Genomic DNA, 14,598 nt, shown 5'->3' with positions numbered 1-14,598 from the left:
CCCTTTCTGTTTGAAGCAAGCCTGGAGCGATCAGCGCACGATGGTCTGTGCTTCGCCTTCAGCGCGTGCACGGATGGTGCCGATGCGGTAGACGGTCTCGCCGGCGGCCTTCAGCTGGGCTTCGGCGGCATCCGCGTCTTCCTTGGAGACGATCACGGTCATGCCGATGCCGCAGTTGAAGACGCGATGCATTTCAGCGTCGGCCACGCCACCGTGCTGCTGCAGCCAGGTGAACAGCGGCGGCATGGTCCAGGACTTGGCGTCCAGTTCAGCCGTCAGGTGATCCTGCAGCACGCGCGGGATGTTCTCGACCAGGCCACCACCGGTGATGTGGACCATGCCCTTGACTTCCAGCTTTTCCATCAGTGCCAGCAGCGGCTTGACGTAGATGCGGGTCGGGGCCATCAGCACGTCGGCCAGCTTGCGGCCGTGGAAATCGGCTTCCAGGTCCGGCTTGGCCACGTCCAGGATCTTGCGCACCAGCGAATAGCCGTTGGAGTGCGCGCCCGACGAGGCCAGGCCCAGCACCACGTCGCCCGGGACGATCTTGGTGCCGTCGATGATCTTGGACTTTTCCACCGCGCCCACCGCAAAACCGGCCAGGTCGTATTCACCGTCGGGGTACATGCTGGGCATTTCGGCGGTTTCGCCACCGATCAGGGCGCAACCAGCCTGTTCGCAACCGGCGGCAATGCCCTTGATGACATCGGTGGCCGAGGGCACGTCCAGCTTGCCGCAGGCAAAGTAATCCAGCAAGAACAGCGGCTCGGCGCCCTGCACCAGGATATCGTTGACGCTCATGGCCACCAGGTCGATACCGACCGTATCGTGGCGGTTCAGGTGGAAGGCCAGCTTGAGCTTGGTGCCCACGCCGTCGGTACCGGACACCAGCACCGGCTCCTTGAACTTCTTGCTGATCTCGAACAGGGCGCCGAAACCGCCAATGCCGCCCAGCACGCCTTCGCGGGTCGTACGCTTGGCGAAGGGCTTGATCGCTTCGACCAGGGCGTCGCCGGCATCGATATCGACGCCAGCGTCGCGGTAGGAGAGGGAGACATTGGAAGGTGAAGTCATGATGAAATATTGCCAGTGAAGACGGTAAAATAGGGGATTGGGGGATAGATCGCCCCGCCAGACCGTGATTTTAACAAAACCGACACAGCCGAACTCCGATTCCATGCCTTTTTCTTTGTCCGACGAGCAAAAACAGAACCTTGGCTGGCTGATTGTCGGAATTTTGCTATTGGCCCTGCTGGCCGCGCTGGGACCGATGCTCTCGCCTTTCGTCGCCGCCGGCATCATCGGCTACGCCCTCAATCCGGGCGTGGACTGGATCGCCAGCCGCCGCCTGGGGCCGGTACGCATCCCGCGCTTCGTGGCCGTGACCGTGATGGTGCTGCTGCTGATCCTGGCCGCCCTGGCGCTGGTACTGATCGTGGTGCCGCTGGTGTTGCGCCAGATCCCGCTGCTGCAGGCCCAGGTGCCGCCGCTGCTGGACAAGTTGAATGCCTTCGTGTCGCCACGCCTGCACCAGCTGGGCATCGACGTGCGCCTGGACCTGGCCGGCATCAAGGCCCTGCTCACGCAACAGATCAGTACCGGTGGCGATGAAGTCTGGAGTTCCCTGCTGGCGTCCGCCAAGGTCGGTGGCACGGCCCTGCTGGCGTGGCTGGCCAACCTGCTGTTCGTGCCCATGGTGCTGTTCTACCTGTTGCAGGACTGGCATCAGTTCATCAAGCGCGTGCAGGTCATGATCCCGCGCCGCTGGGTGGCACGGGTCAACACCATGGCCAGCGAGGTCGACAGCTTGCTGGGACAATACCTGCGCGGGCAATTGCTGGTGATGCTGGTGCTGGCGGTCTATTATTCGGTTGCGCTCAGTGTGGCCGGCTTCGACAGCGCCCTGCCGGTGGGTGTGCTCACCGGGGTCCTGGTGTTCATCCCCTATGTGGGCTTCGGCCTGGGGCTGGTGCTGGCGGTGCTGGCGGCCATCCTGCAGTTCGATGGCGCCATCGGCCTGGTCTGGGTGGCCCTGATTTACGGCGTGGGACAGGTGCTGGAAAGCTTCATCCTCACGCCCAAGCTGGTGGGCGAGCGTATCGGCTTGCACCCGCTGGTGGTGATTTTTGCCCTGCTGGCCTTTGGCCAGCTGTTCGGTTTTGTCGGCGTGCTCCTGGCGCTGCCGGCATCGGCCATCGTCTCGGTGATCGCCATGCATGTGCGACGCGAGTACCTGGCCAGCCTTTTTTACAACCGCTAGAGTCACTATGATTGAACACAGCCCCCGAGTCCTTGCGGGAAGCTGCGCAGGATCTGGCGCCGCGCGCCGTCCTGCATTAACTTGCCGCAGCCTGGCTGTGGCATCCGTAGCCGAAACACGCCGATGAAACAGATTCCGCTCGATTTGAGCGCGGAACAGCCGCAAAGCTTCGACAGCTTCGTGACTGGCCGCAACGCCGAACTGCTGGAGCGCATGAAGCTGCTGGCACAGGCCAGCGTGGACACGTCCATCCAGGCCGGCAGTGCCAACACTGATCGCTTCCTCTATCTCTGGGCCGAGGCTGGTGCCGGCAAGAGCCACCTGCTGCACGCCCTGGCCACCAGTGTGGGGGCTCAGGCGCGCCTGATCCGTACCGATTCGCCCGAGAGCGACTTCGACTACAGCCCGCAGATCACCCACTACCTGCTCGACGACGTCGACCAGTTGTTCGAGGAACAGCAGATCGCCGCCTTCAACCTCTTCAACCAGATCCGCGAACAAGGCGGCTGGATGGTCTGCAGCGGCACCCTGCCGCCAACCCGGCTGGAGCTGCGCGAAGACTTGCGCACCCGCCTGGGCTGGGGCCTGATCTACCAGGTGCATGACCTGTCGGACGATGAGAAGATCGCCGCGCTCCTGCAGATCACGCTGGACCGCGGCCTGGAGATCCCGCCGGCGGTCATGATGTACATGCTCACCCACTACCGGCGCGACATGCCCTCACTGTCGCGCATGCTCGACGCGCTGGATCACTATTCCCTGGCGACCAAGCGCGCCATCACCCTGCCCTTGCTACGCGAACTGTTACAACAGGAATCCGGAAAACAATGAATCTCGCCCTTTTCGATCTCGACCACACCCTGCTGCCGCTCGACTCCGACCACGAGTGGGGCGAATTCATGGCGCGTATCGGCGCCGTGGATGCCGACAGCTTCCGGAAGGCCAATGACCAGTGGTTCGCCCACTACCAGAACGGCACGCTCGATCCGGTGGCCTACCTGGAATTCGCGCTGGGCAACCTGGCGCGCTTCCCGCGTACCCAGCTCGACGAGATGCACCTGCAATTCATGGATGAAGTGGTCAAGCCGGCCATCCTGCCGCAAGCCGTGGCCCTGGTGAAGAAGCACCTGGATGCCGGTGATCTGGTGGCCATCGTCACCGCCACCAACCACTTCGTGACCAAGCCCATCGCCTCCCACTTCGGTGTGGAACACCTGCTGGCCGCGCTGCCCGAACTGGATGCCCTGGGCAACCTGACCGGCAAGCTCGACGGCACGCCGACCTTCGGCCCGGGCAAGATCACCCACACCGAAGCCTGGCTGGAACGCCTGGGCCACACCCTGGACCAGTTCGAGCGCAGCTACTTCTACAGCGACTCGCAGAACGACATCCCGCTGATGGAACGCGTCACCGATCCCATCGCCACCAACCCCAACGAGAAGCTGCTGGCACATGCCCAGGCGCGCGGCTGGCTGGTGCTGAACCTCTTCGCCGACGGCCACGCGCAATGATCAAGAAACTGATTCGCTCCATCCTGGGCCGCGGCAAGACCGAGGCGGCCGAGAGCGCCGAGCCGGCCAAGAAATCGCGCGCCAAGGCGGGCGCTGCCGGCGGCAAGATCGAGCCCGATGTGCTCGGCCCCAAGCAGCACGGCATCGATCCGGCGCTGGTCTCGCCCAATGCGGTGCGCGTGACCCAGACCCTGCAGGAAGCCGGCTACAAGGCCTTCATCGTCGGCGGCGCGGTGCGCGACCTGCTGCTGGGCATCAAGCCCAAGGACTTCGACGTGGCCACCAATGCCACGCCGGAGCAGGTCAAGCAACTGTTCCGCCGCGCCTTCATCATCGGCCGCCGCTTCCAGATCGTGCACGTGATGTTCGGGCAGGAACTGATCGAGGTCACCACCTTCCGTGGTGCCTCGGCCGAAGCCGCGCCCAAGGATGAACATGGCCGCGTGCTGCGCGACAACACCTTCGGCGAGCAGCACGAAGACGCCACCCGGCGCGACTTCACCATCAACGCCATGTACTACGATCCGGCCAGCCAGGCGGTGCTGGACTACCATGGCGGCATCGCCGACATCCGCGCCAAGAAGCTGCGCATCATCGGCGAACCCGAAGCACGCTATCGCGAAGACCCGGTCCGCATGCTGCGCGTGGTGCGCTTCGCGGCCAAGCTCAAGTTCACCATCGATCCCGCCAGCAGCGCCCCCATCCGCGTGATGGCGCCGCTGATCGACAACGTCCCCGCCGCGCGCGTGTTCGACGAAATGCTCAAGCTGCTCATGAGCGGCCATGCCCTGGCCTGCCTGCAGCAGCTGCGCAAGGAAGGCCTGCACCATGGCCTGCTGCCGCTGCTGGACGTGGTGCTGGAGCAGCCCCTGGGCGAGAAGTTCGTCAGCCTGGCGCTGGCCAATACCGATGCCCGCGTCAAGGAAGGCAAGGGGGTCTCGCCGGGCTTCCTGTTCGCCTCGCTGCTGTGGCACCAGGTGCTGGAAAAGTGGCGCGCCTACCAGGCCGCTGGCGAATATCCGATTCCCGCGCTGCACCTGGCCGCCGACGACGTGCTCGACGCCCAGACCGAGAAGCTGGCCCTGCAACGCAAGATCGCCTCCGACATGCGCGACATCTGGGCCATGCAGCCGCGCTTCGAGCGTCGCGTCGGCAAGGCCCCCTACAAGCTGCTGGAACATCTGCGCCTGCGCGCCGGTTTCGACTTCCTGCTGCTGCGTTGCCAGTCCGGCGAACTCGATGCCGAGGTCGGCGAATGGTGGGAAGCCTTCATGGCCGGCAATGGCAGCGAACGCGAAGAACTGATCGCCCGCAAGCCGGCCGATACGGCTTCCGCGCAAGGCCCCAAGAAGCGCAAGCGCCGTGGTGGTCGCAGCCGTACCAAGTCGGGCGCGGCCGCAGAGCTGGAGGGCGCAGCCGAGTTCGAGTCCGAATCTGCACCTGCCCCCGCACCGGCCCCTGTCGCTGAAGCGGGTGCCGATGCCGGCAGTGCCGAGGCGCCCAAGCGTCGTCGCCGTCGCCGTAGCCCCGGCAGCACCGAAGGCGGCGATGGCGGCAGCGCTGCCACCGGCGACGCCAACGACTGAGTTGCACATGCAGAACGCTCCCACGATTGCCTACATCGGCATCGGTGGCAACCTGGGTGACGCGCGCGCCACCGTGGAAGACGCCATCGCGCGGCTGGCGGCATTGCCACAGACGGAGCTGCTGCGCAGCTCGTCGCTGTATCGCACTGCCCCGATCGACTCCAGCGGCGACGACTACATCAACGCCGTGGCGCAGCTCTCCACCACCCTGACGGCCAGCGCATTGCTGCAGGCCTTGCAGGAGATCGAATTGCAGCATGGCCGCGAACGTCCCTACCGCAACGCACCGCGCACGCTGGATCTGGATGTGCTGCTGTATGGACAGGCCCGCATCGACAACGAGACCTTGACGGTGCCGCATCCGCGCATGGCACAACGCGCCTTCGTGCTGGTGCCCCTGCTGGAAATCGATGCCACCGTGGTGATCCCGGGACTGGGCGCGGCAGCGCCCTTTCTGGCCGGCATCACCGACCAGCCCATCAGCAAGCTCTGAAGCGGGATGGAGAAGCTGGCCGCCGGGATGCTGCGGCCAGTTCAATCATGCAATAGAAGATTGATCGCGCTAGACGGCACCGCCGTTGGCCGCGCCGCGTCCGAGCGGACGCAATTCCGGCAGGCGCCGGTGATGGCCCTTCAGCCACAGCGGCAATTCATTGGGCGGCATGGGCTTGCCGATCAGATAGCCCTGGCCCAGGCTGCAACCGAAGTCCTGCAGCAGCCGCCAGTCTTCCATGGTCTCCACGCCTTCGGCCACGGTCACCAGCTCCAGACGTTGCGCCATGTCCAGCGCGGACTGCAGGATCACGCGCAGGTTCTTGCGTTCATGCGCGCCGTGCACGAAGGAACGGTCGATCTTCAGTTCGGTAAACGGGATGCGCGCCAGCTGCTGCATCGATGAGAAACCGGTGCCGTAATCGTCAATGGACAGGCCGAAGCCCTTCAGGCGCAAGCGCGCCAGCATGCCCAGCGAATTGCCCTTGTGCGCCACCACCGAGCTTTCGGTGATTTCCAGCACCACGTGATCGGCCGGCAGCGCATGCTTGTCCACCAGTTCCAGGATGCGATGCAGGAAGTCCGGCTGCTCCAGCGACAGCGGCGAGAGGTTGACCGCCACCTTGATCGCCAGTCCACGGCTATGCCACACCGCCGCCTGACCCATGGCCTGGTCCATCATGCTGATGGTGAGTTCGTGGATCAGTCCGCATTGCTCAGCCATCGGGATGAAGCGATCCGGCGGAATCATGCCGCGCTCCGGATGGATCCAGCGTGCCAGTGCCTCGACGCCCTTGAGGATACCGGTCTGCACATCGATCTTGGGCTGGTAGTAGGGCAGCACCTGGCCGGCCGGGATGGCCGCGCCCAGGTCGATCTCGCACATCGAGGGCAAGGGGTCGTCGTCGGCAAGGGCGCTATCGCCATGCGGACGGAAGGATTGCAGGGCAGCGCGCAGCTGGCTCTGGTTGAGCGGCTTTTGCAGCACGCCGATGAGGTTCATGCCCAGGGCATGGATCATGGTTTCCACCGACAGCAGCAGCGAGGTCTCGCGGCTGGAGGCGACGATGAGCGGTATGTCGATGCCCTTCTGCTGCAACTGCTGGATCAGCTCGATGCCATCCATGCCCGGCATTTCCAGATCGATCACGGCCAGCCTGGGCGGCAGCTTGAGCAAGGCCAGCAGGTCCAGCGCCTCGTTGCCGTTGCCGGCTTCGTAGATCAGGTCCACCCCCAGCTCCTGCAGCAGCGTGACGCTGTGCTGGCGCTGCAAGGTGCTGTCATCGACCACCAGCGCGGATTCGATCAGCTCATTGAGGTTATCGGGAGACATATTGTTCAATCACCGCAGAGATGTTTTCGAGAGCGATGACGTTGCCGACACCACCCAGTTGTATCGCTTCTTTCGGCATACCGAAGACCACGCTGGTGGCTTCGTCCTGGGCATAGGTGGCGCCCCCGCAATCGGCCATCTCCTTGAGACCGTGCGCGCCATCATCCCCCATACCCGTCATGATGATCCCTACCGCATTGCTGCCGGCGGCCTTGGCCAGCGAGCGAAACAGCACATCCACCGAGGGCTTGTGCCGGCTCACCAAGGGGCCGTCCAATGTTTCCACATAGTACTGCAGGCCATCCCGCCTGACCACCAGGTGCTTCCCACCGGGTGCGATCAGCACGCGTCCCGGGAGCACCATGTCCTGGTGCTCGGCTTCCCTGACCTCGGCCCCTGAAATCCGGTGCAGCCGCTCGGCAAAGCTGCGCGTGAACCGCTGCGGCATGTGCTGCACCACCACCACCCCCGGGCAATCCGGTCCCAGCCTGCCCAGCACCTGCTCCAGCGCCTGTGGCCCGCCCGTGGAGGCCCCGATGGCGACGATGCGGGCAGTCGCGGGACGATGCCCATCCTCCAGGCCTGGTGGGTTCAGCACCGCATCGGCGCTGTAACGTTGCAAGGCTGACATCCAGCCGTCATGATGCAACATTTCGTCCGAACCTGCTTTGACCGGGCGCAGCTGATCCACAGAAGCACCGTTGCGTGGCGGCGCCGGGGCTACGCTTGCCGCTGCTCCCGCGCGCGCCAACGGCCCGGCTTGCACGGCCGCGCGAATGGCGCTGGCCAGTTCGGCGACGGCCTCGTGCAGGAAGTCGCGTACACCCAGTTGCGGGCGTGCAATGACACTCACCGCCCCGGCGGCCAGCGCAGCGGCGGCCACGCCGTTGCCATCCTCGGCACGCGAGCTGCACATGACCACCGGTGTGGGGCGGGTCGCCATGATCTGCTTGAGGAAGGTGATGCCATCCATGCGCGGCATCTCGATATCCAGCAGGATCACGTCGGGCCACTCCTGGTTCATCTTGCGCAGGGCGAAGACCGGATCGGGGGCGGTACCGATGACACGGATATCGGCGGTCTCGGCCAGCAGCTGCTGCACCAGCTGGCGCACCACCGAGGAATCGTCGACCACCATCACGCGAATGAGCGGTGTGTTCATGATGGCTTCCGGTAGATCGACGGTGAATGCATCTCCAGCGCCAGCTCCATGCCGTGCAGGGATTCCGAGTGTCCCACCACCAGGTAGCCGCCCGGACGCAAGCGCGCGATCACGTCGCGCAGGACCTGCAGCTTGGTGGCGCAATCGAAGTAGATGATCACGTTGCGCAGGAAGATCAGGTCATAGAGCCCGTCATCGAATTCGTGCAGGCGCGTCAGATTGCGCTGGGCAAACTCGACCTGCTTGCGCAGCTCCGCCTGCACCAGGAAATGTCCCTCGTACTCACCCGTTCCCATCAGGCAATAGCGCCGCAGATACTGGCGCGGGATGTTCTGCCCGCGCGCCAGCGGATAGAGCGCCCGGCGCGCGAAACGCAACACCCGCATGCTCACGTCGGAGCCGAACACCGACCAGCTTCCCGTGGTGCGATGGCGATCCAGCAGCATGGCCAGGGTATAGGCTTCTTCGCCGGTGGCGCTGGCCGCGCTCCAGACGCGCAGGTTCTTCTGGCTGCTCCACTGCGGCAGGAACTCCTCGACCAGGAAATCGAAATGTCCCTGCTCGCGGAAGAAATAGGTTTCGTTGGTGGTGATCAGGTCGATGGCGCGCTGGCGCTCCTGGGCACCCTGCTCGCCGCTGATGAGCGCGTGGTACTGGCCCAGTTGGCGCAATCCCAGTTCATGCAGGCGCGCGCCCAGGCGACTTTGCAACAGGGCCTTCTTGGACAGCGGCAGATGCAGGCCGATGTGCTGCTTGAACAACTGCTGGAACAGCAACATGTCATGGTCGCTGACGTCGTCTTCGGTGTGAATGCCGCTCCAGCCGCTCATGGTCGCTACTCCCGCAGCCCGTCGCCGGGCATGCCACCCAGCGCGTTCTCGGCGCTCATGCCCAGGAGGCTGGCCAGCTCATCCAGCGACAGCACCCGGGGGACATCGAGCACCACGATGAAGCGCTCGTTGACGTTGATCATCCCGTCGATGAAATCGGAGCGGATACCCGCACCAAAGGTAGGACGCGGTTCGATGTGGTCGACGCCGACGTTGAGCACGGCACTGACCGCATCCACCATCACGCCCAGCAGCAGCAACTGGTCTTCCTGCTGCAGTTCCATGATGATGATGCAGGTGCGCTTGGCCTCCACCGTGGGGGCGCGACCAAAGCGCGCCGACAGGTCGATCACCGGCACCACCGAGCCGCGCAGGTTGATCACACCGCGCAGGAAGCCGGGCATCAGCGGCACTTCGGTCAGGCCGCCGTATTCGATGATCTCGCGGATGCTGGCGATGGGCATGGCAAAGCTCTCGGCCCCGACCAGGAAGGTCAGGAACTGACGGCTTTCGATGACCTCCTCCTGTTGCCGCTTCTTGAAGGAATCGCCATTCAACGACACACTGGGCATTGCCTTCTCTCCTCGCTAATCCCGGTTATCAGAAACGCTTGAACGACGATTCGTCCACCGACGGTTCGTCCTCGGCGGCGTCCAGCATCGACAGGCGGCGCATGCGCTCCTGCTTGCCTGGGCCGCCTGAACCGGGTACTGCCTTGACACTGCGTGGCGCGGGCTTGCGCATCTCGCCCACATGGAAGAAACGCATCAGGTCCTGCAGGTGCATGGCCTGGGCGCTCATCTCTTCGGACGTGGCCGACAATTCTTCCGACGCCGAGGCCGTCATCTGGGTCGTCTGCGCCATCTGGTGCACGGCATTGTTGATCTGCTCCAGCCCGGTCGATTGCTCGGCCGAGGCGGCGGCGATCTCCTGCACCAGGTCGGCGGTCTTGCGGATCGATGGCACCATCTGGTTGAGCAGGCCACCGGCCTTCTCGGCCAGGCCCACGCTATGCTCGGCCACGGCGATGATTTCCTGCGCGGCCGTCTGCGAGCGCTCGGCCAGCTTGCGCACCTCGGCGGCCACCACCGCGAAGCCCTTGCCGTGCTCGCCGGCACGGGCCGCCTCGATGGCCGCATTCAGGGCCAGCAGGTTGGTCTGGTAGGCGATGTCATCGATGATGCCGATCTTGCTGGCGATCTGCTTCATGGCCGCCACGGTCTCGCGCACGGCTTCCCCACCTTCGGTGGCGGCATTGGCCGAGAGGCTGGCGATGCCATCGGTGGTGCGGGCATTGTCGGCGTTCTGGGCGATGGTGGAGGTGATCTCTTCCACCGATGCGCTGGTCTCCTCGACATTGGCAGCCTGCTGCGAAGCGCTGTGCGACAGCGCCTGCGAGGATGACGATATCTGCTCCGAGGCCGAGGCCAGAGCGCTGGCCGTGCCGCTGACGTCACCGATGACGTCGGTCCACTTGTTGACCATCTGCTGGGTGCTGTAGAGCACGCTGACCTTGTCGCGCTTGCCCAGCGGTAGCGACACGGTCAGGTCGCCTTCGGCCACCCGGCGCAGCACGCTCATGGCGTCGCGGGGCTCGCCACCGATCTGCGAGCGGATGGTGCGATAGGCAAACCCCAGGCAGGCAAACAGCACCAGTACCGAGGCAGTCAGCAGCCAGAAGATCTTCTGTTCGAGCTCCGCATATTCGCGCCCGGCGCGTATCACCTTGGCCTCGGTGCGCTCATCCACCAGGCGCAGGAAATCGTTGACCGGGCTCATCACCTTGCCAAACAGGGAGCGGTAGGTCTGGTCGAACACCAGCTCCTGCGCCATGGCCTGATTGGGGGCGCCGATCACGGTGAACTTGCCCTCGCCGTCATCGAACTCGCCCTTGACCGCATGGAAGGCCGTGATCTCGATGCGCGACAGCTGGTCGGTGATGGCCATGGCCTCCTTCATCTTGGCCAGCTCCTGGTCGGTGAAGCCGGCGCGCTTCATCAGTTCGCTCAGGGGGACTGCCTGCGCACCGGGTTCCACCGGCAGCTTGCGGGCATTGACCAGGTCCCAGTTGAAGCGTTCGTAGTTGGACGGACGCGCGCGCTTGCCGTTGCGAATGTCCATGATCATGTAGTAGCGATCCTCGTCGTTGGGATCGCCCGTGGTCACATAGGCGCGCGCGAACTTGGTCATGTCCTCGCTGGTGCGGCGCAACTCGTCGGCCAGCGCCGCCGAGGCGTAGCGCGACTGGTGCGCCTGCTCCAGCGCGGCATTGGCATCCTTGAGCGTATGGATCAGGCTGATCACCACGGCCACCAGGATGGAGACCACCAGGGCCAGCCAGATGAAGAGCTGCTTGATGCTCATTCTGTGGGTCATCGATACTTGCATGCTAGCTTCCCCTTGTACTTCGCTCATTGACGGCCTCGTTGCATTTGTCATGGCGCGGCACCCACGACGCGTTCGGCGTAGACCGCCGCATGACCTTGTTCCTGCTGCTGGGTATGCTGCACCAGATGCGGGATGTCCAGGATCAGCGCCACCCGGCCATCGCCGAGGATGGTCGATCCGGACAGGCCCTTGACCTTGCCGAACAGGCGCCCCAGCGGCTTGATCACTGCCTGGCACTCGCCCAGCAGGCCATCGACCAGCAAGCCCGCACGCAGCTTGCCATACTGCACGATCACCAGGCTGTTGCGACCGTGCTCGCGCGCCGGCAGGTCGAACAGCTCACGCAGCGGCACGAAGGGCAAGGGCTCTTCGCGCACGGCCACGATATTGCAGCCGGCATGCTGGGGCGGCATGTCGATGCACTCCACCACCATGTCCAGCGGGATGACGAAGACCGCGTTGCCCACCACCACCTGGAATCCGGAAATGATGGCCAGCGTCAGCGGCAGGCGGATGCGCACCACGGTGCCGCGTCCGCGCTCGGTATCGATGGCGACCTCGCCATGCAGGGCTTCGATATTGCGCTTGACCACATCCATGCCCACGCCACGCCCGGACAATTCGGTGACCTGGCGGGCCGTGGAGAAACCGGGTTCGAAGACGAAGCGATAGATCTCGGCGTCGCTCAGCTCGGCATCGGGTGCGGCCAGGCCGCTGGCGATGGCATGCGCCAGGATGCGCTCGCGGTCCATGCCACGGCCATCGTCCATGATCTCCACCACCACGCTGCCAGACTCGTGGATGGCGTTCAGGCGCAGCGTCGCCCTGGCCGGCTTGCCGGCGGCGATGCGCTCGGCGGCCGGCTCGATGCCATGGTCGATGGCATTGCGCACGATATGCATGAGGGGATCGGCGATGCGCTCGATCATGGACTTGTCCAGCTCGGTGTCGGAACCGGTCATGACCAGCTCGATATCCTTGTCCAGATCGCGTGCCAGGTCGCGCACGATGCGCGGGAAACGCTGGAACACTTCATTGATCTGCACCATGCGCAGCGTCAGGGCGGCGTCACGGATCTGCTCCATCAAGGCATCGATGGCCTGGGTGGCTTCCTCGAACTGGCTGTCCTTGCGACGCCGCGCCACCAGGCGCGCGCTGGCACCGGCGATGACCAGCTCGCCCACCAGGTCGATCAGCTGGTCCAGCTTGGAAACCTCGATCTTGATGAATTTCTGCTCATGCGCCCGGCGCTCGTCCAGCGGACGCGGACGTTGCACCACATCGCCCGCCGCCACCGGCACCACCGGGGCGACGGCCTCCTCCACGGTGGCCGCGCCGAGGCTGCGCCATTGCGCTTCATTGAACAGGTCCAGGCGCCGCCACATGCCCACCAGGCGCGCCGCATCCTCATGGGGCAACTGGGCCAGCACCTGGGCGTAAGCCGACAGGGCGCTGCGCGGCGGCAGGATATCGATACGGCTGTCGTCGCGCACGAATTCGAAGACATCTTCCAGCGTCTGTCGCGTGGAGTCCGAGGCCAGGCAGATTTCCACGCCCAGGTAGCAGCTTTCGGCATCCATCTGGTCGGCCGCGGGGATGGCCGATTCCAGCGGCAGGATGGCGACAATGCGTCCCAGCGAGCGCAGGTAATGCAGGAAGGACATCGGGTCCAGCCCGTCGCGCAACACGTTCTCGTTGAAGGCCAGCGACAGATGCCAATACGGATAGTCCGCCGGTGCCGCTTCGATGGCAGGCGCCATCGGCGACTCGCCGCCTGCGGCCGGTGCCGCCCCTTCCGGGGTGAGATCGGCCGCCGCTTCGACGCGCTCGGCCGCCTGCGCGACGGCGTCCAGTTCGGCCAGCAAGCTGGCGCGACGCTCGGGGTTGGGTTCCTGCTGTTCCTCGCGGCGTTCGATGGCATCCACCAGTTCGCCGATGTAGTCGCCACACTGCAGCAACAGCGACATCATGTGGCCGTTCAGTGCCAGTTCCCCGTCACGTACCTTGTCCAGCACATGTTCAAGCTGGTGGGTAAAGTGGACGATGCTGTCGAAGGCGAACAAGCCCGCCGATCCCTTGATGGTGTGGGCGGCACGGAAGATGGCATTGATGCTTTCGCGGCTGGGACCTTCCATCTCGATCTGCAGCAATGCCGCTTCCATCGCCACCAGCAACTCGCGGGCTTCCTGGACGACGGCGTCGCGTGCGGAGTCCTTGCTCATGCGACCTCCTCGGCCAGCGCATCGCCTGCTTCGCTGCCATCGTCGCTATCGTCGCTCTCGTCGCTGCCCATGAGAAGCGGGCTGAAACGCTCATGCAGCTGCAACAGGTCCAATGCCGACAGCACCGCCGGACTGCACGCACCCAGCTCCAGGTGGCGCGCACTGGCGACCAGCTCACGACGCAACAGCAGCAGCAACTGGATGCCGGCCGTGTCGATCTCGTCCACGGCCGACATGTCCAGCAGCACCACCCGCTGCGCCAGCGTGAGCGCGTGCAGCAGCTCGGGCTTGCGCTCGGCGGCCTGGAAAATGGTCAGGCTGCCACGCAAGGTGAGCTGCAACTGGTCCTCTTGCACGGTGTACTTCAGCGGCATCGTCTTGCTTCCTACTTTCTCTACTTGCTTTACTTGCTTTGCTTGCCCGGCATGGCCTCCGGGACCTAAGGCTGCACCAGCTTGGCCACGGCATCGAGCAGTACCGGCGGCTGGAAGGGCTTGTTGACCCAGGCCCGGATCCCGGCGGCCTTGCCTTCCTGCTTGCGGGCGTCACTGCTTTCCGTGGTCAGCATGATGACCGGCGTGAACTTGTAGGCCGGCATCTGCTTCATCTCGCGCACGAAGGACAGGCCGTCGAGATTGGGCATGTTCAGGTCGGAGATGACCAGGTTGAACTTGCGCCCATCCAGCTTGGCCAATGCCTGCTTGCCATCGGCGGCTTCCTCGACGTGATAGCCGGCACTCTTCAGGGCGGCCGAGATGGTCTGGCGCAGGCTGAACGAGTCATCGACGATCAATATGCTTTTTTCCATCGTGCT

The 14,598-nt window shown here is 64.6% G+C and carries 14 protein-coding genes; 5 read left to right on the top strand and 9 right to left on the bottom strand.

Annotated elements, in window-relative coordinates:
* Nucleotides 1–30: 30 nt before the first annotated feature.
* Nucleotides 31–1,074, bottom strand: coding sequence for a phosphoribosylformylglycinamidine cyclo-ligase (gene purM / locus ACIPHN_RS07425; protein ID WP_400434789.1), 1,044 nt, complete (start codon nt 1,072–1,074; stop codon nt 31–33).
* Nucleotides 1,075–1,177: 103 nt separating this feature from the next.
* Between purM and ACIPHN_RS07420 the strand changes: the two genes are divergently transcribed.
* From ACIPHN_RS07420 to folK, 5 genes are all read left to right on the top strand, one after another.
* A complete protein-coding gene (locus ACIPHN_RS07420) occupies nt 1,178–2,260 on the top strand; it encodes an AI-2E family transporter (RefSeq protein ID WP_400434787.1) in 1,083 nt (360 codons plus the stop codon).
* 123 nt (nt 2,261–2,383) lie between these two features.
* Nucleotides 2,384–3,091 (top strand): DnaA regulatory inactivator Hda, encoded by a 708-nt coding sequence (gene hda, locus ACIPHN_RS07415; protein ID WP_400434785.1) that lies wholly within the window; start codon nt 2,384–2,386, stop codon nt 3,089–3,091.
* Nucleotides 3,088–3,771, top strand: coding sequence for an HAD family hydrolase (locus ACIPHN_RS07410; RefSeq protein WP_400434783.1), 684 nt, complete (start codon nt 3,088–3,090; stop codon nt 3,769–3,771). The genes hda and ACIPHN_RS07410 overlap by 4 nt, the downstream gene beginning before the upstream one ends.
* Entirely contained in the window at nt 3,768–5,357 is a 1,590-nt protein-coding gene (pcnB, locus tag ACIPHN_RS07405; protein ID WP_400434781.1) for a polynucleotide adenylyltransferase PcnB, read from the top strand. The genes ACIPHN_RS07410 and pcnB overlap by 4 nt, the downstream gene beginning before the upstream one ends.
* Before the next feature lie 7 nt (nt 5,358–5,364).
* Complete coding sequence (folK, locus tag ACIPHN_RS07400) at nt 5,365–5,850, top strand: 2-amino-4-hydroxy-6-hydroxymethyldihydropteridine diphosphokinase (protein WP_400434779.1); 486 nt, start codon at nt 5,365–5,367, stop codon at nt 5,848–5,850.
* 69 nt (nt 5,851–5,919) lie between these two features.
* On the opposite strand, the gene ACIPHN_RS07395 is transcribed toward folK, so the two are convergent.
* The 8 genes from ACIPHN_RS07395 to ACIPHN_RS07360 all read right to left on the bottom strand — a co-directional run bounded on the left by ACIPHN_RS07395 (nt 5,920) and on the right by ACIPHN_RS07360 (nt 14,592).
* On the bottom strand, nt 5,920–7,182 hold the full coding sequence (locus ACIPHN_RS07395; RefSeq protein ID WP_400434777.1) for an EAL domain-containing protein: 1,263 nt from the start codon (nt 7,180–7,182) through the stop codon (nt 5,920–5,922).
* Nucleotides 7,169–8,344 carry a chemotaxis response regulator protein-glutamate methylesterase gene (locus tag ACIPHN_RS07390; RefSeq protein ID WP_400434775.1) on the bottom strand — a complete coding sequence of 392 codons (1,176 nt, stop codon included), beginning with the start codon at nt 8,342–8,344 and terminating at the stop codon, nt 7,169–7,171. Before ACIPHN_RS07390 ends, ACIPHN_RS07395 begins: the two co-directional genes overlap by 14 nt.
* A complete protein-coding gene (locus ACIPHN_RS07385) occupies nt 8,341–9,174 on the bottom strand; it encodes a CheR family methyltransferase (RefSeq protein ID WP_400434773.1) in 834 nt (277 codons plus the stop codon). The genes ACIPHN_RS07390 and ACIPHN_RS07385 overlap by 4 nt, the downstream gene beginning before the upstream one ends.
* 5 nt (nt 9,175–9,179) lie before the next feature.
* Entirely contained in the window at nt 9,180–9,746 is a 567-nt protein-coding gene (locus ACIPHN_RS07380; RefSeq protein ID WP_400434771.1) for a chemotaxis protein CheW, read from the bottom strand.
* Between the two features lie 28 nt (nt 9,747–9,774).
* Entirely contained in the window at nt 9,775–11,562 is a 1,788-nt protein-coding gene (locus ACIPHN_RS07375; protein WP_400434769.1) for a methyl-accepting chemotaxis protein, read from the bottom strand.
* Between the two features lie 47 nt (nt 11,563–11,609).
* A complete protein-coding gene (locus ACIPHN_RS07370; protein ID WP_400434767.1) occupies nt 11,610–13,784 on the bottom strand; it encodes a chemotaxis protein CheA in 2,175 nt (724 codons plus the stop codon).
* Entirely contained in the window at nt 13,781–14,158 is a 378-nt protein-coding gene (locus ACIPHN_RS07365) for a lipid asymmetry maintenance protein MlaB (RefSeq protein WP_400434765.1), read from the bottom strand. Before ACIPHN_RS07365 ends, ACIPHN_RS07370 begins: the two co-directional genes overlap by 4 nt.
* Before the next feature lie 65 nt (nt 14,159–14,223).
* Nucleotides 14,224–14,592: a response regulator gene (locus ACIPHN_RS07360; RefSeq protein ID WP_400434763.1), complete on the bottom strand. Its 369-nt coding sequence runs from the start codon at nt 14,590–14,592 to the stop codon at nt 14,224–14,226.
* Between the last annotated feature and the right edge of the window lie 6 nt (nt 14,593–14,598).

Source organism: Herbaspirillum sp. NPDC087042 (assembly GCF_044745245.1).
Classification (GTDB): Bacteria; Pseudomonadota; Gammaproteobacteria; order Burkholderiales; family Burkholderiaceae_D; genus Herbaspirillum.
Note: the sequence above shows the minus strand (reverse complement) of the source record. Positions and strands in the feature narration are given on the sequence as shown.